At 72.6% G+C, this 23,569-nt stretch carries 22 protein-coding genes; 19 read left to right on the plus strand and 3 right to left on the minus strand.

All coding sequences use genetic code 11. The annotated features are described in order from the left end of the window. Positions 1-117: 117 nt before the first annotated feature. Genes EW117_RS04930 through EW117_RS04970 form a run of 9 tightly spaced genes read left to right on the plus strand, consistent with a single transcriptional unit; the run spans position 118 to position 10,384 of the window. Positions 118-1,212, plus strand: coding sequence for a Gfo/Idh/MocA family protein (locus tag EW117_RS04930; RefSeq protein WP_129784269.1), 1,095 nt, complete (start codon positions 118-120; stop codon positions 1,210-1,212). After that, positions 1,209-2,243: a dTDP-glucose 4,6-dehydratase gene (locus EW117_RS04935; RefSeq protein ID WP_129784271.1), complete on the plus strand. Its 1,035-nt coding sequence runs from the start codon at positions 1,209-1,211 to the stop codon at positions 2,241-2,243. The genes EW117_RS04930 and EW117_RS04935 overlap by 4 nt, the downstream gene beginning before the upstream one ends. Further along, complete coding sequence (locus EW117_RS04940) at positions 2,240-3,394, plus strand: DegT/DnrJ/EryC1/StrS family aminotransferase (protein WP_129784273.1); 1,155 nt, start codon at positions 2,240-2,242, stop codon at positions 3,392-3,394. Before EW117_RS04935 ends, EW117_RS04940 begins: the two co-directional genes overlap by 4 nt. 1 nt (position 3,395) lies before the next feature. Next, positions 3,396-4,052, plus strand: a complete 657-nt coding sequence (locus EW117_RS04945) for a NeuD/PglB/VioB family sugar acetyltransferase (RefSeq protein WP_129784275.1) — start codon at positions 3,396-3,398, stop codon at positions 4,050-4,052. Beyond that, positions 4,049-5,227, plus strand: a complete 1,179-nt coding sequence (locus EW117_RS04950) for a glycosyltransferase family 4 protein (RefSeq protein ID WP_129784277.1) — start codon at positions 4,049-4,051, stop codon at positions 5,225-5,227. The genes EW117_RS04945 and EW117_RS04950 overlap by 4 nt, the downstream gene beginning before the upstream one ends. Then, complete coding sequence (locus EW117_RS04955) at positions 5,220-6,767, plus strand: oligosaccharide flippase family protein (protein ID WP_129784278.1); 1,548 nt, start codon at positions 5,220-5,222, stop codon at positions 6,765-6,767. The genes EW117_RS04950 and EW117_RS04955 overlap by 8 nt, the downstream gene beginning before the upstream one ends. Next, positions 6,764-7,957 (plus strand): DegT/DnrJ/EryC1/StrS family aminotransferase, encoded by a 1,194-nt coding sequence (locus EW117_RS04960; RefSeq protein ID WP_165362475.1) that lies wholly within the window; start codon positions 6,764-6,766, stop codon positions 7,955-7,957. The genes EW117_RS04955 and EW117_RS04960 overlap by 4 nt, the downstream gene beginning before the upstream one ends. Next, positions 7,954-9,153 carry a glycosyltransferase family 2 protein gene (locus EW117_RS04965; protein ID WP_129784280.1) on the plus strand — a complete coding sequence of 400 codons (1,200 nt, stop codon included), beginning with the start codon at positions 7,954-7,956 and terminating at the stop codon, positions 9,151-9,153. The genes EW117_RS04960 and EW117_RS04965 overlap by 4 nt, the downstream gene beginning before the upstream one ends. A 13-nt stretch (positions 9,154-9,166) precedes the next feature. Next, positions 9,167-10,384, plus strand: coding sequence for a glycosyltransferase family 1 protein (locus EW117_RS04970; protein ID WP_129784282.1), 1,218 nt, complete (start codon positions 9,167-9,169; stop codon positions 10,382-10,384). A 28-nt stretch (positions 10,385-10,412) separates the two neighbouring features. On the opposite strand, the gene EW117_RS04975 is transcribed toward EW117_RS04970, so the two are convergent. Beyond that, positions 10,413-11,114: a hypothetical protein gene (locus tag EW117_RS04975; RefSeq protein ID WP_129784284.1), complete on the minus strand. Its 702-nt coding sequence runs from the start codon at positions 11,112-11,114 to the stop codon at positions 10,413-10,415. A gap of 124 nt (positions 11,115-11,238) precedes the next feature. Here EW117_RS04975 and EW117_RS04980 point away from each other — a divergent pair, with 124 nt between their 5' ends. The 5 genes from EW117_RS04980 to EW117_RS05000 all read left to right on the plus strand — a co-directional run bounded on the left by EW117_RS04980 (position 11,239) and on the right by EW117_RS05000 (position 15,890). After that, positions 11,239-12,027, plus strand: coding sequence for a hypothetical protein (locus EW117_RS04980; RefSeq protein ID WP_129784286.1), 789 nt, complete (start codon positions 11,239-11,241; stop codon positions 12,025-12,027). A 12-nt stretch (positions 12,028-12,039) separates the two neighbouring features. Then, a complete protein-coding gene (locus EW117_RS04985) occupies positions 12,040-13,353 on the plus strand; it encodes an O-antigen ligase family protein (RefSeq protein ID WP_129784288.1) in 1,314 nt (437 codons plus the stop codon). A gap of 86 nt (positions 13,354-13,439) precedes the next feature. Continuing rightward, a complete protein-coding gene (locus EW117_RS04990; RefSeq protein ID WP_129784290.1) occupies positions 13,440-14,093 on the plus strand; it encodes a polysaccharide deacetylase family protein in 654 nt (217 codons plus the stop codon). After that, positions 14,093-15,031, plus strand: a complete 939-nt coding sequence (locus tag EW117_RS04995; RefSeq protein WP_129784292.1) for a glycosyltransferase — start codon at positions 14,093-14,095, stop codon at positions 15,029-15,031. Before EW117_RS04990 ends, EW117_RS04995 begins: the two co-directional genes overlap by 1 nt. 7 nt (positions 15,032-15,038) lie before the next feature. Beyond that, positions 15,039-15,890 (plus strand): glycosyltransferase family 2 protein, encoded by an 852-nt coding sequence (locus EW117_RS05000; protein WP_129784294.1) that lies wholly within the window; start codon positions 15,039-15,041, stop codon positions 15,888-15,890. A gap of 11 nt (positions 15,891-15,901) precedes the next feature. Here the strand turns inward: EW117_RS05000 and EW117_RS05005 are convergent, their stop codons facing one another. Next, positions 15,902-16,936: a hypothetical protein gene (locus EW117_RS05005; protein WP_129784296.1), complete on the minus strand. Its 1,035-nt coding sequence runs from the start codon at positions 16,934-16,936 to the stop codon at positions 15,902-15,904. Continuing rightward, the gene (locus EW117_RS05010; RefSeq protein ID WP_242504085.1) at positions 16,933-18,198 is read right to left on the minus strand and encodes a glycosyltransferase family 4 protein; all 1,266 of its coding nucleotides are present in this window, start codon (positions 18,196-18,198) and stop codon (positions 16,933-16,935) included. The genes EW117_RS05005 and EW117_RS05010 overlap by 4 nt, the downstream gene beginning before the upstream one ends. 175 nt (positions 18,199-18,373) lie before the next feature. On the opposite strand from EW117_RS05010, the gene EW117_RS05015 reads away from it, so the two are divergent. The 5 genes from EW117_RS05015 to EW117_RS05035 all read left to right on the plus strand — a co-directional run bounded on the left by EW117_RS05015 (position 18,374) and on the right by EW117_RS05035 (position 23,314). Then, entirely contained in the window at positions 18,374-19,243 is an 870-nt protein-coding gene (locus EW117_RS05015) for a hypothetical protein (protein WP_207211751.1), read from the plus strand. Between the two features lie 239 nt (positions 19,244-19,482). After that, entirely contained in the window at positions 19,483-21,096 is a 1,614-nt protein-coding gene (locus tag EW117_RS05020) for an acyl-CoA ligase (AMP-forming), exosortase A system-associated (protein ID WP_242504086.1), read from the plus strand. Next, positions 21,093-22,346 (plus strand): pyridoxal-dependent decarboxylase, exosortase A system-associated, encoded by a 1,254-nt coding sequence (locus EW117_RS05025; RefSeq protein ID WP_129784300.1) that lies wholly within the window; start codon positions 21,093-21,095, stop codon positions 22,344-22,346. The genes EW117_RS05020 and EW117_RS05025 overlap by 4 nt, the downstream gene beginning before the upstream one ends. Positions 22,347-22,366: 20 nt before the next feature. Further along, on the plus strand, positions 22,367-22,672 hold the full coding sequence (locus EW117_RS05030; RefSeq protein ID WP_129784302.1) for an acyl carrier protein: 306 nt from the start codon (positions 22,367-22,369) through the stop codon (positions 22,670-22,672). 12 nt (positions 22,673-22,684) lie between these two features. Beyond that, positions 22,685-23,314, plus strand: coding sequence for an acyltransferase (locus EW117_RS05035; RefSeq protein WP_129784304.1), 630 nt, complete (start codon positions 22,685-22,687; stop codon positions 23,312-23,314). Positions 23,315-23,569 lie beyond the last annotated feature (255 nt).

Here is a 23,569-nt window from a genome sequence, read left to right on the forward strand (position 1 = left end):
ACGGCGGGTGATTTCGAATCGCACCGGCCGGTGCAGCACGGGGCCGGCACGTACATTGATCGGTGCCAGGGAGTTAGCCATCCGGGCCGATCCGAGCTGATACCGGAAGAAGGCAGCATGGACCAAAGACTTTTGCGGGCGGCCGTCGTGGGCGCCGGCTACTGGGGCCCCAACCTGGCGCGTAACTTCGCGGCGTCGGACCACTGGGAGCTCGCGGCGGTGTGCGACCTCGACGCCGACCGTGCCGCCCGGGTAGCTGGAGCACACGGTGGAGCCGACGTCGAGACGTCGCTCGCCGCGCTGCTCGACCGGGACGACATCGACGCGGTGGCCATCGCCACCCCCGCGGGGACCCATCACCCGATAGCCATGGCGGCTCTGCGGGCTGGCAAGCACGTTGTCGTCGAGAAGCCGATCGCCGACCGGACGTCGGCGGCCGTGGAGATGGTCGCGGAGGCACAGGCTCGCGGCCTGGTGCTGATGACCGACCACACCTACTGCTACACGCCCGCGGCGCGGAAGATCCGCGAGCTGGTGGCGAACGGCGACCTCGGCGAGATCCTGTACATCGACTCGGTGCGGATCAACCTCGGTCTGGTCCAGCCCGATGTGGACGTGTTCTGGGACCTGGCGCCGCACGACCTGTCGATCATCGACTTCATCCTGCCCGGCGGACTGCGGCCGCAGTCGGTGGCCGCGCACGGCGCCGACCCGATCGGTGCCGGCAAGTCCTGCGTCGGCTACCTGGTGCTGCCCCTGCCCGGCGGCGCCGTGGCCAGCGTGCACGTGAACTGGCTCAGCCCCACCAAGGTTCGGCGCATGACCATCGGGGGGTCGCGCCGCACGCTCGTGTGGGACGACCTGAACCCGCAGCAGCGCATCAGCGTCTACGACCGCGGTGTCGACCTCGAGACCCAGGCACTCGACAGCCTGGAGCGACGGGCCGCGACCATCTCCTACCGCCTGGGCGACACCTGGTCGCCCGCCCTGGAGGAGCGCGAGGCGCTCGGAACCATGGTCGGCGAGTTCGCGGAGGCGATCCACGGCGGGCGTGTGCCGCTGACCGACGGCACGGCGGGCCTTCGTGTGCTCGACGTTCTGGAGGCCGCCGACCGTAGCCTCGCCGACGGCGGAGGCGTTTCACCGGTCCGGACGGGCGACGCCGCGGCCCTCGAGCTCGCGGGCGAGCGCATCGGTGGTGGTCGGGCATGAGCGCACTACGAGGCGCGGACGTCCTGGTCACGGGCGGCGCCGGGTTCATCGGCAGCCACCTGGTCGACGAGCTGGTGCTACGCCGCGGCGCGGCGTCGGTGACCGTCGTCGACTCGCTGGTCAACGGGCGGCGGGAGAACCTGGAGCAGCTCGCGGACGACCCCCGGCTCCGGCTCGTCACCGAGGACATCCGGAGCGACCGCGCGCTCAGCCTGGTCGACGAGGCGGACGTCGTCTTCCACCTCGCCTGCCTCGGCGTGCGGCACAGCCTGCACGACCCTCGCGAGAACCACGAGGTCAACGCGACGGCGACGCTGGAGCTGCTCGAACGAGCACGCGTCGCCGGCGTCCGCCGGTTCGTCCACGTGAGCTCCAGCGAGGTGTTCGGCACCGCGCAGTACGCCCCCATGGACGAGAAGCACCCCACCTGGCCCGAGACCGTCTACGGCGGGTCGAAGCTCGCCGGGGAGGCCTACGCACGCGCCGCGTTCCGCACCCACGGCATGCCGGCGGTCGTCGTCCGGCCCTTCAACACGTTCGGGCCGCGCAGCCACTTCGAGGGTGACAGCGGCGAGGTGCTGCCCCGGACCATCGTGCGCGCCCTGTGCGGTCTGCCTGCCTTTGTCTACGGCGACGGCGAACAGACCCGCGACTTCCTGCATGTCACGGACACGGCGCGGGCCCTGGCCGAGATCGCGGAGTGCGATGCCGCCGTCGGGCGCACCGTCAACGTCGGCTCGGGAGCCGAGCTGACCATCAACGACCTGGTCGCGACCGTCGCCCGGCTCGTGGGGCAGCCCGACCTCGAACCGGTGCGCCTGGACGCCCGACCGGGCGACGTCCGTCGCCTGCTGGTGGACAACACCCTGGTCCGGGAGCTGACGGGCTTCGAGCCGCGCACCACCTTCGAGCAGGGCGTCGCCGAGCTCGTCGAGTGGTTCCGCGGCCGGCCGGAGAGCCCCGAGGCGATGCTGGACCGGATCGAGGACCGCAACTGGGTCGCCACCGAGAGCGCCGAGGTGATCGCATGACCACGACGGGAACCGGCCTGGCCCGGGTGGACGTCATGAAGCCGTGGCTCGGCCCGGAGGAGATCGCGGCGGTCGCGGAGGTGATCGAGTCGGGCTGGGTCGCCCAGGGACCACGCGTCGCGGCGTTCGAGACCGCGTTCGCGAGCGCCATGGACGCGCGCTCCGCCGTCGCGACGTCCAGCTGCACGACGGCGCTGCACCTCGCCCTGGTGGTCGCCGGGATCGGCCCGGGAGACGACGTCGTTGTGCCGTCCTTCTCGTTCGTCGCCACGGCGAACGCACCCACGTACGTCGGAGCGCGGCCCGTGTTCGCCGACGTCGACGTCACGAGCGGCAACGTCACTGCCGAGACCGTCGCGGCGGCGCTCACCCCCGCGACGCGCGCGGTCGTGGCGGTCGACCAGGGCGGCGTACCGGTGGACCTCACGCCGATCCGCGAGCTGTGCGACCCGCTCGGCATCGTGGTGATCGAGGACGCCGCGTGCGGCGCCGGTTCGACCTACCGCGGTCGCCCCGTCGGGGCGGGTGCGGAGATCGCCGCCTGGTCCTTCCACCCCCGCAAGATCCTCACCACCGGCGAGGGTGGGATGCTCACCACCAGCCGCCCGGAATGGGCTGCCCGTGCACGACGTCTTCGCGAGCACGCGATGAGCGTCTCCGCGGCGGACCGGCACGCGTCCCTCGTCTCGCCCGCGGAGGAGTACGAGGAGGTCGGGTTCAACTTCCGGATGACGGACCTGCAGGCCGCTGTCGGTCTGGTGCAGCTCGGCCGCCTCCCGGAGATCGTCGCCCGGCGCCGGGAGATCGCGGCTCGCTACCGGGAGGAACTCTCGGACGTGCCCGGGATCCGGCTCGTCGACGACCCCTCCTGGGGCACGAGCAACATGCAGTCGCTGTGGCTGGAGGTGCTGCCCGCGTACGGGACCGACCGGGAAGGGCTGCTGCTGTCGCTCGCCTCGGCGGGCGTCTCCGCACGGCGCGGCATCATGGCGGCACACCTGCACCCCGCGCACGCCGGACGGGACCACGCTCCGTTGCCGGTGACCGAGCGGCTCACGGCCCACACCTTGATCCTCCCCCTGTTCCACCAGATGACGGACGCCGACCTGGACCGTGTGGTCGACGTGGTCCGCAGCCACGGGAGCCAGTGAGATGACGGCGTCCTGGGGCGGGCCGCTGCTGCTTGTCGGTGCGAGCGGGCTGGCCCGCGAAGTGCTCCCCCTGGCGGCCGAGGCGGGCCGTCCCGTGCTCGGCGTGCTCGACGACCGGCACGCCGAGCTGCCGCCCAGCCTCGGCGGCGTGCCCGTGCTGGGGCCGGTGTCCTCCGCCGCGGCCTACCCCGACGCGGAACTGCTGCTGTGCATCGGACCTGGCGTGTCCCGTGCCGCCGTCTACGGACGGCTGGATCCCGGGTCACGGTTCGCGACCGTCGTCGACCCGTCGGTACGCAACCCCGCCGGATGCCCGGTCGGAAGCGGATCGATCCTGCTGGCCGGGGTGACCATCACCGCCGACGCCTACATCGGTGAGCACGTCGTGGCGATGCCGGGCGTGACGGTGACCCACGACTGCGCGGTGGCCGACTTCGCCACGCTCGCGGCCGGCGTGTCGCTCGGCGGCGGCGTGCGGGTCGGCCAGGCGACCTATCTCGGCATGAACGCCGCCGTGCGCCCGGGCGTGCGGATCGGTGCAGGCGTCGTCGTGGGCATGGGAGCCGTCGTGCTCCGCGATGTGCCGGACGGCGAGACGTGGGCCGGCGTGCCGGCGAGCGCCCTGGCCCCTCGACCGGTTACGGAGGCCCCGCGATGAGGGTCGTCGTCTACGTGCACCACATGGAGATCGGTGGCAGCCAGCTCAACGCGCTGGAGCTCGCCCGCGAGACGGCGGCCCGCGGGCACGACGTCGTCGTCCTCGCTCCTCCTGGAGGCGCCCTGTGGGACGTCGCCGACCGGTTCGGGCTCGACATGGTGACGCTGCCGACCCACCTGACCTGGCCGTCGCCCCGGAACATGGCGCAGGCCGTCTCCACGGTGCGCCGGCTGCGTGCCGACGTCGTGCACGCCTACGAGTGGGGGCCGGCGATCGACGTCGCCCTCGGGCCGCACCTGCTGCTGGGGACGCCCGCCGTCGTGACCACCCTGTCGATGTACGTCTCCGGCTATATCCCACGGCACGTGCCACTGATCGTCGGCACGCACCAGCTCGCGCAGGAGGCCTCCGCGAGGTATCGGCACGTGCGGCTCATGGAGCCCCCGGTCGATACCGTTGCGAACGCCCCCGGGCGGGGCGGCGGCACGGCGGCACGGGAACGGTGGGGCTTCGAGCCCGACGACGTGGTCCTGTCGGTGGTCGGCAGGCTCACCGACGACCTCGACAAGACTGCCGGCGTCCTCGACGCGATGACGCTCGTCGAGCGCGCCCGGCCGGGCAGCGCCCTGCGGCTGCTCGTGGTGGGCGACGGACCGCGGTCGGCCGACGTCGCGGCGCGTGCCGCCGCCGTCAACGGCCGAGTCAGGCGGAATGCCGTGGTGGTCGCGGGTTCGCTCGACGACCCCCGGCCGGCGTACGAGGCCGCCGACGTCGTGCTCGGCATGGGGAGCTCTGTGCTCAAGGGAATGGCGTTCGGCAAACCGGTGGTGGTCCAGGGCCAGGAGGGCTTCTGGCGGAGGCTCGGCGAGGAGACCCTCGAGACGTTCCTCGACCAGGGCTGGTACGGCTCGGGCGGCGCCGGGGTGCCGGACCTGGCCGCGGCGCTGGAGCCGCTGGTCCGCGACCAAGGCATGCGTACCCGCCTCGGCGTGTTCGGGCAGCGCGTGGTCTCCGAGCGGTTCTCGTTGACTGCCGCCGCCGGGCAGCTCGAACAGGTCTACCGCGCCGCCGCCGTGTCTGGCCGCCGTTCGGCGGTCTCCCTCGGCCGGACGGCCGCCATCGTCGCCCGCGACACTGCACGCGGGCGCCTCCGGGAGAGGCCGGTCCGTGGCTGAGCGGCAGCTCCTGAGCGGCCAGGTCGGACGCGCCCTGCGCTGGAGCACCACCGGCACTCTGGCGGTGCGGCTGGGCAATCTCGGCCTCGGGATCGTGATCGCCCGCATCGTCTCGCCGGAGGAGTTCGGCCTCTACGCGATCGCCCTGACCGTGCAGAGCGTCGTCATGGCTCTGGCGGACCTCGGTCTGAGTGCCGACCTGATCCGTCACCCCGACCACGAGCGGCGGGCCGGCTCGGTCGCGACGCTCGGCCTGGTCACGGGTGGCGCCTTGACCGTCGCCGCAGCGCTGTCCGCACCCGCGCTGGCGACGGCGATGGGCGGGCCGGGCGCGGCGGGGCCCATCGCGATCCTCGCTGGGACGTTCCTGCTCGCCGGAATCGGCGTGGTCCCGTTCGCCACGCTCCAGCGGCGGCTCGACCAGCGTGGCCTGTTTCGCTCCAACGCCGTCGACTTCGGCGTCGGCGCCGTGGTGACCCTCGTCCTGGCGGCGTTCGGCCACGGACTGATCGGCCTGGCCGTGGGCCGGGTGGCCGGTCAGGCAAGCGGCGTCCTGGTGCAGTTCTGGCTCACGCGCACGCTGCCACGGCTCTCGTGGGACCGGACGGTCGCGCGGTCGGTCCTGGCGTTCGGGCTGCCCGTCGCGGCGGCGAACCTGCTGTCCTGGGTGCTGCTGTCGGTCGACCGGGTGGTGCTCGGCAACACGGCCGGCGCCGTCGAGCTGGGGTACTACGTGCTCGCGGCGAACATCTCGACGTGGCCCATGACCCTGGTGGGCCAGGTGCTGCGGTCGGTGACGCTGCCCGCCTTCTCCCGCGTCCGCGAGCGCGCGAAGGCGGCGCTCGTGCCCCTGCTCGGACCGGTGTGGTGGGCCGTCGCCGCCGCTGCCGCGATGCTCGCCGCGCTGGCCCACCCGGTGGTGGTGCTGGTCTACGGCGCGCGGTGGGAACCGGCGGTGCAGGTCCTGGTGCCGCTCGCGACGGTGGGTGCCGTGCGCGTCATCGCCGACGTCCTGGCCGGCTACCTGTACGCGCTGGGCCGCTCCCGCGGCGTCCTCGTGGTCCAGACGGTCTGGCTGGTGGCTCTCGTCCCAGCCGTCGTAGTGGGCGCGCAGGTCGGCGGCGGCGTCGGCGTCGGTGTCGCGCAGGCCATCGTGGCGGTGGTCGTGCTGGTACCCGCCTACCTCGTGCTGCTGCGCCGGTCGCGGGACGAGGTCGGGGCGCTCGTCCGCGCGCTCGTCGTGCCGGCACTCGCCGCGGCGGGCGCGGTCCTCGCGGGCATGCTCGTCGCCGACCGCGTGGCCGGCCCGATCCTGGGCGGTCTGCTCGGCGGTGCGACGACGCTGGTGTGCTACCTGGCCACGACCGTCGTCTGGGTCCTGCCGCGCTGGCGCGCCGCCCGGGTGGCCCTCGACGAGCCGGACGACACTCCGGACAGCACGCCCGCCGGCGAGCTGGACGACGAATCGCTCGCCGAACCGGCAGATGTCGCAGCGGCACCCGCTGCCCCCGCCGCCCGACCGAGAGGAACGACCCCATGACCGAGACCGTGGGCCAGACCGTGGCCACGACTTCCCCTGCACCCGAGCGGCACCCGGTGCCGTTCCTGGACCTGCAGGCGCAGACAGACGCGATCCAGCAAGAGGTCCGCGAGCGCTGGGACCAGGTCCTGGGCACCTCCGGGTTCGTGCTCGGGCCGGACGTCGAGCGGTTCGAGCGGGAGTTCGCCGCCTACTCGGGGGCGCAGCATGCCATCGGAGTCGGGAACGGGACGGACGCATTGGAGATCGCCTTCCAGGCCGCGGGCATCGGCCCCGGCGACGAGGTGATCGTCCCGGCCAACACGTTCTTCGCGACGGCGGAGGCCGTGCTGCGCTGCGGCGCGACGCTGGTCCCCGCGGACGTCGACGACGACTACCTGCTGGACCCGCAGGACGTCGCGGAGCGGCTGACCGCGCGGACCCGTGCGGTCGTCGCCGTCCACCTGTACGGGCAGATGGCGCCTGTGGCGCGGCTGCGCGAGGTGGTGGGGCCCGACATCCTCCTGGTCGAGGACGCCGCCCAGTCCCAGGGCGCCGACCGGGACGGTCTCCGCTCCGGCGGAGCGGGCGACGTGGCCGCCACGAGCTTCTACCCCGGCAAGAACCTGGGAGCGTTCGGCGACGGCGGTGCGGTACTGACGTCCGCGGACGACGTCGCCGAACGCGCCCGCCGGCTGCGCAACCACGGCGGCGTCGGCCGGTATGAGCACCTGGAGGTCGGGACCAACTCGCGCCTCGACGCGCTGCAGGCCGCCGTCCTGTCCGTGAAGCTGACCCGGCTCGACGCCTGGAACGCGCAGCGGTCGGCGGCCGCGGCCCGATACGGGGCCTTGTTGGCAGACGCGTTCGGTGACGTGCCCGAGGTGGTGGCACCACGCGAGCTGCCGGGAGCCACACACGTATGGCACCTGTACGTGGTGCGGACACCGGACCGGCCGATGGTCTCGGAGGCGCTGGCCGCGGCCGGGATCGGGCACGGTATCCACTACCCGGCCCCGGTCCACCTGCTTCCGGCGACGGCGCACCTGGGCCTGCGCCCCGGCACCGCCCCGCGCGCCGAGGCGGACGCCGGCCGGATCCTGTCGCTGCCGATGTTCCCCGGTATCACCCCGGCGCAGCAGGAGCGCGTGGTCGGCACGCTGCGGTCGGCCGTGACCGGACGGCGCGCGCGTCCGGCGGTGGTCGTATGAGCACCGGGACCATGGGCACCGGGGTGCTCGACCGGGCGGCCGCCGCCTGGCGCGCGTGGGTGGACCGGAACGCGACCGGCGGCCGAGGTGCCGCGCTGGGATGGTGGGTCCGGTCCCCGTTGGCCCCGCGGACGGTCCGCCGGCGACCGCCGGCGGCCCCCGAGTCCCGGACGCGTGTCTCGGTGGTGGTGCCGTGCTACGACTACGGCCGGTTCCTGCCGCAGACGGTCGGCAGCCTCGTGAGCCAGGAGGGCGTGGACGTCGAGGTGATCATCGTCGACGACGCCTCCACGGACGACAGCCTCGCGGTCGCCCGCGAACTGGCCGACCGCCACCCGGGCGTCCGGGTCGTCGCGAACGAACGCAACGCCGGGCAGGTCGAGTCGTTCAACCGCGGCTGGCAACACAGCACCGGCGAGCTCGTGGTCCGCCTGGACGCCGACGACATGCTGCCCCCGGGCGCGCTCGCACGGGCCGCGGCCGTGCTGGAGCAGCATCCGGAGGTCGGGCTGGTCTACGGCCACCCCCAGCACTTCGACGACGGAACCGTGCCGCGACCGGCGCTCGGGGACCTGACCTGGACGGTCTGGGACGGACGCGCGTGGCTCGGCGAGCGCTGCCGCACCGGGGTCAGCTGCATCACGTCCCCCGAGGTGGTCATGCGGTCCGACCTGCTCAAGGACGTCGGCCCGCTCGACCCGGAGCTCCGGTTCACGATGGACGTGGAGATGTGGCTGCGGCTCGCCGCCGTGCGGGACGTGGCCTACGTGGGCGGCGCCGACCAGGCCCTGCACCGCGAGCACGACGGCAGCCTGAGCGTGAACGAGGGGTCCGGCGCACTGCTGGACCTGCGGGCCCGCGCGGACGCGTACGACCGGCTGTTCGCCAACGTCGGCGACCGGCTCCCGGACGCCCAGAGCCTGCACGACCGGGCCCGGGCCGCCCTGGCTCGCGACGCGCTGCGCTACGCGGCGGCCGCCGCCGACCGGCGGGAGTCGCCCGCCGACTACCTGGAGCTCGCCACCGAGGTCTGGCCACCGGCCGGCGACTGGCGGTGGACGGGGCGTGTGCGACGACGGGCCGAGCGCTCCCGGCGAGCGGGAAGTGCCGGGCAGGTCGGAGTCACGGTCCGCCGCGTGGCTCGCCGTGCCCGGGCCGAGCTGATGTACCTGCGCTGGGCGACGTCCGGGCTGTGACCGAGGAGACCTCATGATTCTGCCGACCACGGCCCGCGCGAAGCTCCGCCGACTGCGTGGCGCGGGCGCGCGCGGGCTTGCCCAGCGCATTGCCGCGCGTGCCTACCGCGCGACGGATGCCCGCTCGCTCAGCTTCCAGCTCGACGCGCGCGACATCGCCGCCGACGTCCCGAGCGTGCTCGCGACTCCGGCCGCGGTGGCCGAAGACCGGCCGCTGACCGTCGGGTGGGTGACGTCGCCGCCCGCCGCCGGCTCAGGAGGGCACACCACGCTGTTCCGCATGGTCGAGGGCCTGGAGGCGAGGGGGCATCGGTGCGTCGTGCTCCTGTACGACCGGCACGGCCTCGACGTCGCCCAGCGCACGGCCGAGCTGCGGGCCGGCTGGCCCGCCGTGCGCGCGGAGGTCCGCGACGCCCGCGCGGGCTTCGGCGGCCTGGACGCGCTGGTGGCGTCGTCCTGGGAGTCGGCACACGTCATGCTGGCCTACGACGACGAGCCCACGCACCGCCTGTACTTCATCCAGGACTACGAGCCGTACTTCTACCCGCGGGGGTCGGAGCACGAGCTGGCAGCCATGACCTACCGGTTCCCGTTCCGCCGCATCGCTCTCGGCGACATGGTGGCCGGCTGCCTCGAGTCCGAGCTGGGCCAGGACAGTGACGTCGTCCCGTTCGGCTGCGACACCGCCACCTACCACCTGCCCGCTGTCGAGGCGCCGCGCTCCGGAGTGGTGCTGTATGCGAAGCCGGACGTCGACCGCCGGGGCTACCTGCTCGCCGCCATGGCGCTCGAACGTTTCCACCGCGACCACCCGGACCAGCCGATCCACGTCTACGGCTCCCGGCCGACGGACCTGCCGTTCCCGGTGACCTATCACGGCCGCCTGACGCCGGCGGAGCTCAACACCCTGTACGGAACGGTCACCGCGGGCCTGGCGATGTCGTTCACGAACATCTCGCTCGTCGCGGAGGAGATGCTCGCCGCCGGCGTCGTGCCGGTCGTCAACGACTCGCCGCTGGCCAGGGCCGACCTGCCGAACCCGTACGTCGGCTGGGCGGAGCCGACGGCGGCGGACATCGCCGCGGAGCTCTCGGCCGCCGTCCGACGACCCGATGCCGCCGCCTACGCGGAGAAGGCCGCCGCGAGCGTCGTCGGCCGGTCGTGGGGTCCGACGCAGCAGCTGGTCGCCGGCATCGTGGAGGACGAGGTCCGTGGCGCGGCGCGTGGCTGACCCGGTCGAGCGGAACAGGCGGCTCGCGTCAGCGCGCGACGGGGGGCGATGGGACGGGAACCGCCTCGGCGGGCGCCACGGGGTCGAGCGACGGGTCGTCGCGGCGCGATCCCCGCACCTCGAGCACCGCGATGACGGCGAACGTGGCGCAGGCGCCGAGCAAGCCCGCCATCCCGGCGCTCCGGGCGCGCGAGCCCTGCACCTGGTGGACGACCGTCGACTCGGGGGCGACCGTCACGGTGATGTGGTTGACGGGCGCCACCCCGGCGTCGCGCTGCAGGCGGTCCAGCTCCCCGGCGATCTGCGCGATGATCTCGCCCTGCCGCGCCTCCACCTCCTCAGCGGTGCCGGCCACGACCTCGACGTACAGGACCTGCTCGGCGAAGTGGGGGGCCCACTGGCCGCCGGTGTCGGGCAGGCGCACCGACCAGCCGTCGCGCACGCCCTCGCCGACCAGCGTCGCGTCGGGGGAGGCGTACTTGGTGACCTTGTCCGGCCCGGAGACCGCCTTGGCGACCACCCCCGCCGTGATGATCAGGTCCTCGGACGTCGTGCGCAGCGCGTTCGGGTAGGCGGCGCTCGTCGGCGCGAGGAACACGACCTGCGTGCGGCTCCAGAACACGCCGTCGTCCAGTGTGGTGGAGTACATGAGCCCGAGCGTGGCCACGGCACCCGCCACCAGGACGGTCCAGCGCCGCAGCGCCGCACGAACCAGGTCCCACAGCGTCATCGGATCTCCGCAATTGCTCGGAGCGGGCGAAATTCGCGTGGGAATACCGCGACTCGTTCCTTTCCCGCACCCGGCACGATACCTTTGACGAGCGCGGCGTGATACGCCCGGAAAGGGTGAACAAATGTCTTTCCTCGACGTGATCGCAACCTTGGGCCGCCAGTGGATCGTGACGGTCGCGGGGTTGATCACGACCGCCGCGCTGATCTGGGGCGCCACCACCGTGGAGCAGCCTGTGTACACCGCACGCTCGCTCGTCCTGCTGGTGCCCTCCGAGCAGGCGGTCGGCAAGGGCGGCAACCCGTTCCTGGCGCTCGGCGGGCTCGACCTCCCGGCACGCGTGGTGGTCGCGTACTACGAGAGCGACGTCGCCAAGGCCCGGTTCACCTCGGATTCACCCGAGGCCGAGTATGTCGTGGCGATCGAGGAGTCGACGCGCGGGCCGGTGATCGCCGTGGACGTCACCGACGCGACCCCGCAGCGCACCCTCGAGACGCTCGACCTGCTCACCGCCTCGATCCCTGTCGAGCTGGAGCGCCTCCAGGCCGAGGTCGACGCGCCGCAGAACGCCGTCGTGTCGACGCTGGTCCTCGCCAAGGACGAGCGGGCGGCGATCGACACGAGCGGTACGGTGCGCATGATCATCGCCGCCGCCGGCGTAGGGCTGGTGGTCACGGTCGTCGGCGCCGTGGCGATCGACGGGCTGCAGCGCAGCCGGGCGCGGAGCAGGATGCCGGTCACCGGGCCGCCGGTCCTGAAGCCCTCGAGCGACAAGCCGCCGACCGTGCGGCTGCCCGCCGTGAAAACGCCGGCCGACAGGACTCTCCCGCCCTGGAACAACCCCGCCCCTGAGTCCCGCGACCGCCGCAAGGACGATGCGTCCTCCCGGGCGTCCGCCGCGGAGACCCGGTGATCCGGTGATCCGGTGACACGGACCCGGCCTGCCGCATACCGGCGACATGCGGCGCCGCAGCTGGGCCTGTTCCGGCGTCCGAGGCCGTTCGACGTCGTCACGTGGCTCTCGGTCTACCTGGTTCTGCTGTTCGCCGTGCCCTCGAAGCTCGTGATCGGACCGCTCGGCAGCGCCGGGGCCCCGTCGATGGTGGTCGGGCTCGCGAGCCTGCTGCTGTGGGTGCTCATCGGCGTGGGGGCGTCCCGGCCGACGCTGAGCGGTCCCCGGCTGGTCCGGGTGGCGCTTGCCGTCTTCCTGTTCAGCGTCGGGGTCTCGTACGTCATCGCGATGTCGCGGCCTGTTGTGTCGAGCGAGGTCAGCCCCGCTGACGTCGCGCTCCTGTCACTGCTCGCCTGGTCGGGCACCCTCCTCCTGGCGCACGACGGCATCACGTCGGCCGCTCGGCGCGACGTGCTCGTGTGGCGGCTGGCCCTCTCCGGCGGCGCGCTCGCCGTGCTGGGACTCGCGCAGTTCGCCCTCGGTGAGCTGTTCGTGGACCGGATCTCCGTGCCCGGGCTGACCCTCACGTCGCCGTACGAGCTCGGGGAACGCAACGGTCGCGTCCGCCCGCAGGGCACGGCGACCCATGCGATCGAGTACGGCGTGCTCGTCACCATGCTGCTGCCGCTGGCGCTGCACGTAGGTTTCCAGCACACCGAACGCAGGGCCGTCGTGCGGTGGGCACCGGCCGTGGCGTCGCTCGCCCTGGTGCCCGCGACCGGTTCCCGGTCCGCCTATGTAGGCGCCGCCATCGGCCTCGTGATCATGCTGATCGGCTGGAAGGGGCAACGGCGCCGCATCATGCTGGGCGTCACCGCTGCCGGCACGGTCGGGGGGATGGTGGTGGCACCGGGGATGCTGGCGTCGATCGTCGGACTGTTCGCCGGCGCCTCCGAGGACCCGAGCGTCGCCTCCCGGACCGGCTCGTTCGAGCTGGCGGGAGATTTCATCGCACGCGACCCCCTGTTCGGGCGAGGGCTGGGCACGTTCCTGCCCACCTACCGGATCTTCGACAACCAGTACCTTCTGCTCCTCGTGACCATCGGCGTGGTGGGCACGGTCCTGTTCTGCGGCCTCTGCGCGGCGGTCGTCCGGGTGCTCGTCCGGGCACGCGCGCGCAGCGCCGGCACCGATGCCAGGTCCCACGACCTCGCCCTGGCACTCATCGCGTCGGTCGTGGTCGGGTTCGTCAGCCTGCTTTTTTTCGACGCCTTCGCATTCCCGATGACGATGGGCGCCCTCTTCCTCTTGGTCGGGCTCGCCGGCACCCTACGGGACCAGGCGTAGGCAGGTCGGGTTACCGCCGGTTAATCACCCGTATATTCACCCGTCACGGCATTCCGCGCCCGTACTTCTTCCTTCACGATGAGCAAATGATCAATCTCTGCTTTCACGGCATCGGGACGGCCCCTTACGGCGTCCCGGCGGAGGAAGCTGCCTACTGGATCGACGCCGACACGTTCCACCGGGTCCTGGACCTGGTCGGCGAGCGATCAGACGTCCAGCTCTCCTTCGACGACGGCAATGCCTCCGACGTCGAGGTGGCGCTGCCGGAGCTGACGGCCCGGGGCCGGACCGCCGACTTCTTCGTGATCGCGGGCCGCCTCGGCAACCCCGGGTCGCTGTCGGCTGACGACGTCCGCGGGCTGCACGGGGCCGGGATGAGCGTCGGGTCGCACGGCATGCACCACCGGGTATGGCGCCGCCTGAGCCCGGCCGAGCAGTACGAGGAGCTGGTGGTCGCCCGCAGGCGGCTCGAGGAGGTGCTGGGCCAACCCGTGCGCATGGCCGCGTGCCCGCTCGGCCGGTACGACCGCGCGACCCTGACCGCCCTGCGCCGGCTGCGCTACGACCTCGTCTATACCAGCGACCGTGCCCTCGCACGGCCCGGCACCTGGCGACAGGCCCGGTTCAGCGTCCGCGCGCACGACACGGCCGACGATGTCCGCGCCTGGCTCCGGCACGGCGACCGGTACGCCGCGCGGCTCGCCGACTCGGCACGCACCTTCGTCAAGGGGCTGCGCTGATGACCGGCCCGGGCAGACCGGCCGGCTCGGAGCTGGGGGCGCATCCCGAGGTCGCCGCCGTCGTGGTGACCTACAACAGTGCCGGCCACGTCGGCGATCTGCTGGACAGCCTGCCCGCGGCGTTCGGCGACGTCACCTACCGGACGGTAGTGGTCGACAACGGCTCGTCCGACGGCACGGTGGAGCTGCTGCTCGCTCGCGGTGACTGCCTGGTGGTCAAGAGCGTGAACGACGGGTTCGGCGCCGGCGTGAACCGCGCCGTGCGGAACGCACCGCTGACCGAGGCCGTCCTCGTGCTCAACCCCGACGCCGTGCTGGACCCCGAGGCCGTGCCCAGGATGCTGGACGTGCTGCGCCGGCCCGGCGTCGGCATCGTCGCCCCCCGCACGCGCGAGGCCGACGGGAGTCTGTCGCCGACGCTGCGCCGCGCCCCGACCGTCGCCCGCGTCGGCGGGCTGAGCTTCACCCGCCTCCCCGTGTTCGCCGAGCGGATCGACGACCCGCGCGCCTACACCACCGAGCGCACGGTGGACTGGGCCATCGGGGCCATCTGGCTGATGTCACGCCGCTGCTTCGACACGATGGGCGGGTTCGACGAGACCTACTTCCTCTACTCGGAAGAGACCGACTTCGCGCTGCGGGCCGGGGACGCGGGCTGGTCCACGGTCTATACGCCGCTCGCGGGTGGCATGCACGTGGGCGGCGGGTCGGGCACCAGCCACGAGACCCACACGATGCAGATGCTGAACCGGGTCCGGCTGGTCCGCCGGCGCCACGGCACGACCGCGGCCTGGGCGTACTACGCGATGACCCTGCTCATCGAGCTGCGCCGAGGCGTGCTGGGGCACCGCGCGTCGTGGCCCACCCTGCGTGCGCTGGTCCAGCCCGCCCGCCGTCCGGCCGTGCTCGGCGCCGGCGACGCGCTGCTGCCGCGATGAGGCCGCGATGACCGGGGCGGGGGCCGCACGGCCCGTCGCGTCCGTCGTGATCCCCGCGCACGACGAGGAGCGCACGATCGGACGTCTCCTGGACGCCCTGTGCGCCGCGCCGGGGCTGCTCGAGATCGTCGTCGCGTGCAACGGGTGTACCGACGGCACGGCAGACACCGCCCGCCGATACCCCGTGACCGTGCTCGACCTGCCCGAACCCTCCAAGTCCGCGGCGCTGCGTGCCGGGGACCGCGTCGCCGTCGCGTTCCCGCGGGTCTACCTCGATGCCGACGTGGAGATCACGGCGGACGGCGTGGCCCGGCTCGCGGCCGCGGTGGGCCAGGGCGGCATCACCGTCGCCGCGCCCCGGCGGACGATTCCCCGCACGGGGGTCTCCTCCCCGGTGCGCTGGTACCACGACGTGTGGGAGTCCCTGCCGGCGGTCCGCTCGGGCCTGTTCGGGCGGGGCGTCCTCGCCGTGTCCGAGGACGGCGCCCGCCGGGTCGGTGCGCTGCCGGAGATGATGGCCGACGACCTGGTGCTCTCGGAGGCGTTCGCGCCGGCCGAGCGCGCCGTCGTGCACGACGTCGCGGTCGTCGTGCACCCGGCGCGCACCCTGCGGGACCTCGTCCGGCGCCGCACGCGCGTGACGACCGGCAACGCCCAGGCCGACCGGGCCGGCCTGCGCGGGGCCGAGGCGCGGACATCGCTCGGTGACCTCTGGCACGTCGTGCGGGAGCGGCCAGGGCTAGCGCTGCGGATGCCCGTATTCCTCGGCGTCGTGATCGCGGGCCGCATGCGCGCCCGGGCCGCGGTGCGGGCCGGTGACTTCACCACGTGGGAACGGGACGCCAGCTCGCGGGTGTGACGTGGTCGGGCCTACGCCCCGCCGCACGGCGCCAGCCGCCCCACCGGCGTCGTGCGGCCGTTCGCCGCGACCGTCACCAGGTGCGACCCCGTGACGGCGACTGCCGGGCAACTCACCTCGGCCGGGCCGTAGCCCCAGCTCTCGTCGACCACCCGCAGGTTGTACACGGTCCCCGAGGTGCCTGCCCGGAACGGGTAGCCGCCACCGCTCACGAGCAGCCCGTCGATCGTCAGCGACGTGTTGTCCTGGTCGCCCGGGTAGAAGAACGGGGCGTTGCCTGGGCAGTCGGCCCGTTCCTCGAGCGTGATGACGCTCTGCCGCACCAGGACCGGGCCGCCGTTGTGCCCCTGGATGCCGTCGCCGTGCCAGTCCTGGCACTCCGCGGGCGGGACGACGGCGATGTAGCTGTTCTCCACAGTCACCCCGCCGCAGTGCTTCGAGCCCACCCGGATACCTTCGGGGACGCCGTCGATCAGGACGTCGCGGACGGTGAACCCGCCGGTGCCGATGACCGGCAGGTCGGTCTCGGTGGCCCCCGCGGTGCGCGTGAACGTCGAGCTCTCCACGACCAGCCCCGACCCGCACGCGCCGTTCACGTCGTTGACGACGAAGGCATCGACCGCCTGCACACGCCGTAGGGTGACGTTCTCGGCGGCGACGCGGATGACGCCGCCGGTGATTCTCAGGTCCTCGACCACCGCGCCCCGCGCACGGATCCAGAGGTCACCGGTGTGCTCGTCCTTCGGCTCCCAGCCGGCCGGGAGACCGACACTCGACCTCGTGGGAAACGTGGCCGCCACGGCCTCCGGCACGCGAGTCGGCACGACCACGTCGTCATCGGGAGCGGGGCCTTCCCCCGGCGCGACCGACACACCTGGAGCAGCCCCCGGCGTCGTCCACAGTTCCGGAGGCACGGACGTCGACGCCGGGGCGAGCGTCATGATCACGACGGCCGCCAGCACACAGACCGCCCGCCGGAACGTCGCCGGCCGCCGTCGCGGCGGTGGGGTACGCCTATGGGCCATCCCGGTACGGCTCCTTCTCATGCGCTCACCTTCGCACCGAATTCCGGCCGCGGCGCGGCAACGTCCTCGTAGAGGTCCGCCATACGGTCGATCCGGCGGTCCCACAGATGGACGGCGATCACGCGCTCGCGGGCCGCCGCACCCTTCCGCAGCCGTAGCCCAGGGTCGGCGACCAGGCGGCGGACCGCCCCGGCCACGTCCTGCGCGAGCTGGGCCGGTGACTCGACGGGCACGCGGACGGCGCACGCGTCGGACACGTTCTCCGCCGGGCCGCCGCGGTCGCACACGACGAGCGGCAGCCCGTGCGCCATGGCTTCGAGGACCACGGCACCGCCCGGCTCCCGGTAGCTCGGGAAGACGAAGACGTCGGCGCGCTCGTAGAAGCCGTCGACGTCCGCATGCGGGACCGCGCCGTGGATCGTCACCCGTCCGGTCAGCCGCAGGTCGCGCACCAGGTCGTCGCACGCGCGGCGGTCGTTGCCGTCACCCACCACGTCGAGCACCACCGGCAGGTCGCGCAGCCGGGCCATCGCGCGGATCGCCTCCCGTGCGCCTTTGGTCCGCACGAGGCGTCCGACATGCAGCAGCCGCACCGGGCCGGTACGACCCGAGCGGTCGACCTCGGGCGGGACCTCCTGCACGGCGACGTCGCTCTGCGTCTCGTACCGGCGCAGCGGCAGGTCCCCCAGGACGTCCCGCACGTAGGGGGCGATGCCCACCACGCAGTCGGCGGACCGATAGCTCGAGCGCAGCAGCGGGTCCAGCCGGAGCCGGAGCCGGTCCAGCTGCCGGAGCCGCTGGTACAAGGGTGTCGCGCCCTCCTCCCGGACGAACGCGGGCGGGGACTCCAGGCTGCCGCCGACCGGCCCGAGCACCACCGGGAGGCCCAGGTTGACGACGGGCGACGGGTACCGCAGCGCCACGGGCGTCACCTGGTGCGCCACGTCGAACCGTGCGCCCGCGGCGAGCCGGTTCCGCACGTAGCGCCGAGCCCGGGCGTAGAACGGCACGTAGGCGGGCTGGAGCATGCTGTTCAGCCGCTCCGCGCGGTGCACCAACGGGGGTTCGGCCCACTCGATGACCTGAGTGCGCGGCAGCTGCTGCGACGGTGGCACATGCCCCCTCTTGTAGGTGGACAGGAGGGTCACCCGGAACCGTTGCGAGAGCCGGTGCGCCCATTGGTACGCCAACCATGACTCTCCGACGTCTTCTCCGTCGCACGCCGGTGCGACCAGCAGCACGCTTGTCACGCGGGCTGGTGCGACCTGCTCGTTGACAGCCATCGTTCGATAGTGACCGGCCCGCCCGGCAAAGGCACACAAAGCCGGGGTGAACGCTCGGGTGAGAAATGCACCGCGTCACGGGACAGGAAAGCACCGGATGAAATCCGGGCGCCGCGCGCCTTTCACCCCGCACCGTCACCGCTGTCACCGTTTTCCGAGGGTCATACTCGCCATCGTGACACATGCAACCCGGGTCGACCTGGCACCGATCACTACGGACGATCTTCCGCGCGTCGGGGAATTCCTCAGCGTGCATCTCGACAGCTCGCTCACGCCCGCGCAGTGGGCGCGCTCGCTGCGCCCCACGTGGAGCACCAGCCACCCCGACCACGGGTTCCTGCTCGTGGCCGACGGCCTGGTCGTCGGGGTGTACGCCGCGTTCTATTCCGAGACCGGCGGCCCGGGCCGGGACCGTCCGGTGTGCAACCTCGCGGCGTGGTGCGTGCTGGAGGAGCATCGCGGGCACTCGCTGCGCCTGGTCCGCGCGATGCTCGCGCAGCGCGACCGCGAGCTCACCGACCTCTCCCCCAGCGGCACCGTCGTACCCCTGAACGAGCGGCTCGGCTTCCGCCACCTGGACACGTCGGGCGCGCTGGCCGTCAACCTGCCCCTGCCCTCGCGGCGGGGGATACGCCTGGTCACAGGGCATGCGGACATCGAGGCGACCCTGACGGGCTCCGACCTGGCGGCCTACCGTGACCATGCCGGCTCCGCCGCCGCACGGCACGTCGTCGCCGTCATCGACGAGCGGCCGTGCTGGGTGGTCTTCCGGGCGGTCCGGCGCAAAGGACTGCGCCTGTTCGCCTCCGTGATCCACGTCAGCGACCGCGAGCTGTTCCGTGCCGCGGCGCCCGCGGTGCACCGGCACCTGCTGCTCGCGCACCGGCTGCCGCTCACCTTGCTGCAGACCCGGGTCAGCGGTCCCGGCCCGTGGCACTCCGTGCCGCTGCGTGCGCAGCGGCCGGCGATGTATCTGAGCCGGGCCGGGCTGCCGCCGGAGTCGGCCTCGTACCTCTACAGCGAGCTGACCCAGGTGCCGTGGTGAAAAGGGGATCGCGAAGGTGAAAACTGTCCTCTCGGGAAACAATTGATCAAACAATTCACCTCTCCGCGTCGGCGGCATTGTATGCGCCTTCGTAAATGAACCTCGCGCATTTCACCCGGAGCAGTTGACCGAAGTTACGAACACATTTTCACCCCTTTCCACGGTTCACCCGCTTTTGGATGTTATTCACCCGTCATCGACCTGCCAGAAATGGCCTGACGCGTCTTACCGTGATCCTCGTGACCGCCATCCACCAGCTCCTGGCGCATCAGGCGCGTATCCGGCCGGACGCTCCCGCGCTGTCCTCCCGGAGCACGACCCTGACCTACGCGCAGCTGTGGCACGCCGTGCGGCAGGCCGGGGCACACCTCGCCGGGCTCGGCGTGGCCCGTCACGACCGCGTGGCGGTGTACCTGGAGAAGCGCGTCGAGACAGTGGCGGCGCTGTGGGGCACCGCAGTGGCCGGCGGCGTGTTCGTCCCCGTCAATCCGCTGCTCAAGGGCAAGCAGGTGGCGCACGTCGTCCGCGACTCGGGCGCGCGCGTGCTGGTGACGTCCCGGGGCCGCCTTGCCGCCGTCCGCGACCAGCTCGGCGACACCGGCCTGACCACGGTGCTGCTCGTGGACCTGCCGGACGACGGCGAACCCACGGCCGCCCCGGAAGGCGTGGCCCTCCGGCCCTGGCTGGCGGCGTCCGATGACGGCGCCACCCGCGATGACGGCCCGCTCGGCGCGGACCTGCCGACCGGCCCCGACACCGACATCGCGGCCATCCTGTACACGTCCGGCAGCACGGGGGCGCCGAAGGGCGTCGTCCTGTCGCACCGCAACCTGGTGGTCGGCGCGACCAGTGTCTCCGGCTATCTGCGCAACACCGCCGACGACGTCCTGCTCGCCGTGCTGCCCCTGAGCTTCGACGCGGGTCTCAGCCAGCTCACCACCGCGTTCACCGTCGGCGCCCACGCCGTGCTCCTCGACTACCTGCTCCCCCGCGACGTCGCCGCCGCGTGCGAGCGGTACGGCGTCACGGGTATCACGGGCGTGCCACCCCTGTGGACGCAGCTCGCGGCGGTCGACTGGCCGCCGGGCGCGCGGCAGACGCTCAGGTACTTCGCCAACACCGGCGGGCGGATGTCCGGCACGCTCCTGAGCGAGCTGCGCGACCTGTTTCCCACGGCGGCGCCCTACCTGATGTACGGACTCACGGAGGCGTTCCGCTCCACCTATCTCGACCCGGCCCAGGTCGACCTGCGCCCCGACTCGATCGGCCGCGCGATCCCGAATGCGGAGGTCCTGGTGCTGCACCCCGACGGCTCTCCCTGCGCCCCCGGTGAGCCGGGCGAGCTGGTGCACCGCGGCAGCCTCGTCGCACTCGGGTACTGGAACGACCCCGAACGCACAGCAGCCCGGTTCCGGCCCGTGCCCGGGTACGACGAGCCCTGGCGCGCCGTTCCGGAGCCCGCCGTGTGGTCGGGCGACACGGTCGTGCGCGACGCCGACGGGTATCTCTACTTCGTAGGCCGGGAGGACGAGATGATCAAGACGTCCGGGTACCGGGTCAGCCCCACAGAGGTGGAGGAAGCGGCCCTCGGCACGGGCCTCGTGCGCGAGGCGGTCGCACTCGGGGTGCCCGATGCCCGCCTGGGCCAGCGCATCGTGCTCGTCGTCGCCGCTCCGGAGCCTGTCGACGCGGACCGGCTGCTCAAGGAGATGCGCCAGTCGCTCCCGACCTTCATGCTGCCGACCGAGGTCCGTCCGGTGAACGAGCTGCCCCGGAACCCCAACGGGAAGCTGGATCGCCCCACGGTCCGCGCCCAGGTCACGGCCCAGGCATCGACAGAGGTGCCGGCATGACGGCGCAGCCGCTGGTCGAACCGGTAGCACTACATCCGGCCGTTGCGGCGGTTCCGGTAGCGGGCGACGAGCTGCTGGTGGGCGGGGTGCCCCTGACCCGCCTGGCCGCCCGCGTGGGGTCCACACCGTTCTTCGCGTACGACCGGCAGCGCATCACCGACCGGGTCCGCGAGGTCCGCGCGGCCCTCGGTGGTGCGGTGCGACTCGGGTACGCCGTCAAGGCCAACCCGATGCCCGCCGTCGTGCAGCATCTGGCGGGACTGGTCGATGCGCTCGATGTCGCCTCCGCGCGGGAGATGCACACCGCCCTGGACACCGGGACCGACCCGCACCACGTCAGCTTCGCCGGTCCCGGCAAGACGCCGGAGGAGATCCGGTCCGCCGTCGCGGCGGGCGTGCTGATCGAGCTCGAGTCGGACACCGAGGCCCGCCGGGTCGTGGCCGCCGGCGACGAGCTCGGCGTCGTCCCGCGCGTGGCGGTCCGCGTCAACCCCGACTTCGCGGTGCGCGGCTCGGGAATGCGCATGTCCGGTGGCCCGCAGCAGTTCGGAGTCGACGCCGAACAGGTCCCCGACCTGCTCCGCTACCTGGGCGCGACTGGCGTTGACATGCTCGGGTTCCACGTCTTCGCGGGGTCGCAGAACCTCTCCGCCGAACAGATCGCCCAGGCCCAGAGCGCCACCGCCGAGCTCGTCATCTCTCTCGCCGACCAGATGCCCGGCACCGTGCGCTACGTGAACCTCGGCGGCGGGCTGGGCATCCCGTACTTCCCGAAGGACCGGCCGGTCGACCTGGGCCTGGTGAGCGAGAGCCTCGCCGTGGTGGTGGGTGAGCGGATCGCTCCCGCGCTGCCCGACGCCGACGTCCACATCGAGCTCGGCCGATACCTCGTCGGCGAGGCCGGCTACTACGTGACCAGGGTGATCGACCGGAAGATCTCGCGCGGGCGGACCTACCTCGTGGTCGACGGCGGGATGCATCACCAGCTCGCAGCGTCCGGGAACCTCGGCCAGGTGATCCGGCGCAACTACCCGGTACTCGTCGGCGACCGCATGGCGTCGCTCGACACGGAGCAGGCGACCGTCGTCGGCTGCCTGTGCACTCCCCTCGACCTGCTGGCGGACGACGTCCCGCTGCCGCGGGCCGAGCCCGGCGACCTCGTGGTGGTGCTCCAGGCCGGCGCCTATGGCCTCACCGCGAGCCCTACTGCGTTCCTCAGCCATCCGGCACCCGCGGAGGTGTTGGTGTGACCACCCCGACAGGAGATGCGATGACCAGCGACGTCACGGACGGCCCGGCCAGGCCGGCACCGAGAGACGAGGCGGGCGACGTGAAGCTCGCCGACGTGCTGACCGTGCTCGGCACGACCCTCGGGATCGAGGACCGAGTCGGCACGTTCGATGCCACAACGCCCCTCTTCGGCGCACTGCCGGAACTGGACTCGCTGGCGGTCCTCGAGCTCGTGACCGCACTCGAGGACCGGTTCTCGATCACCGTCGACGACGACGAGCTGACCGGCGGGATGCTGGAGACCGCCGGTAGCCTGCACACGTTCGTCCGCGACCGGGCCCACTGACCACCCGCCGCCATGAACAGCGACGAGACCTCAGCGCACGTGGTCGCATCGGCCGACGTCGACGAGCGCGCCACGCTCGGTAGCGGCACCACCGTCTGGCATCTCGCCCAGATCCGGGAGGACGCCGTCGTCGGGCAGGGCTGCACCGTGGGCCGGGGCGCCTACGTCGGACCCGGGGTACGGATCGGCGACGGGTGCAAGCTGCAGAACTACTCCCTGGTCTACGAGCCGGCGGTGCTGGAGGACGGCGTGTTCATCGGCCCCGCGGTCGTGCTCACCAACGACCTGTACCCCCGCGCGGTAACCCCGGACGGCACCGTCAAGACCGCCGACGACTGGCAAGCCGTGGGCGTCACGGTCCGCACCGGTGCGGCGATCGGGGCCCGGGCGGTCTGCGTGGCTCCCGTGACGGTCGGCCGATGGGCGACCGTCGCAGCCGGGGCCGTGGTGACCGCCGACGTGCCGGACTTCGCGCTGGTCGCCGGCGTACCCGCGCGACGGATCCGCTGGGTCGGTCGCGCCGGAGTTCCCCTGGAGCGCACAGGACCCGAGAGCTGGCGCTGCCCGTCGACCGGCGACGAGTTCGTCGAGAGCGGTGGCGCACTGCGCGAGGCACCGGCGGTCATCTCTTTTCCCGACTGAACAATGTTCTGAGCATTTCCTTTCACTAATTAACCCGGCCTTCGCGTGAGCAATTCACCCTCGCCTTTATTCACCCTCTTTCCATCCGGGTGAATGAGCGGGTGAAGCGGCCGTAAACCGGCTCGATAGACAGGACAGAGTGCCGTAAGCCTCCTACTATCGAGAACAGGAATTACGACGAGACTGGGTGTGCTCACCCCGGCGGAACGCCCGCACAGGCCAGAAAATCCCCCGGCTCCATCCCCGGCGCATTTG

The organism is Promicromonospora panici, assembly GCF_900608595.1.
Classification (GTDB): Bacteria; Actinomycetota; Actinomycetes; order Actinomycetales; family Cellulomonadaceae; genus Promicromonospora; species Promicromonospora panici.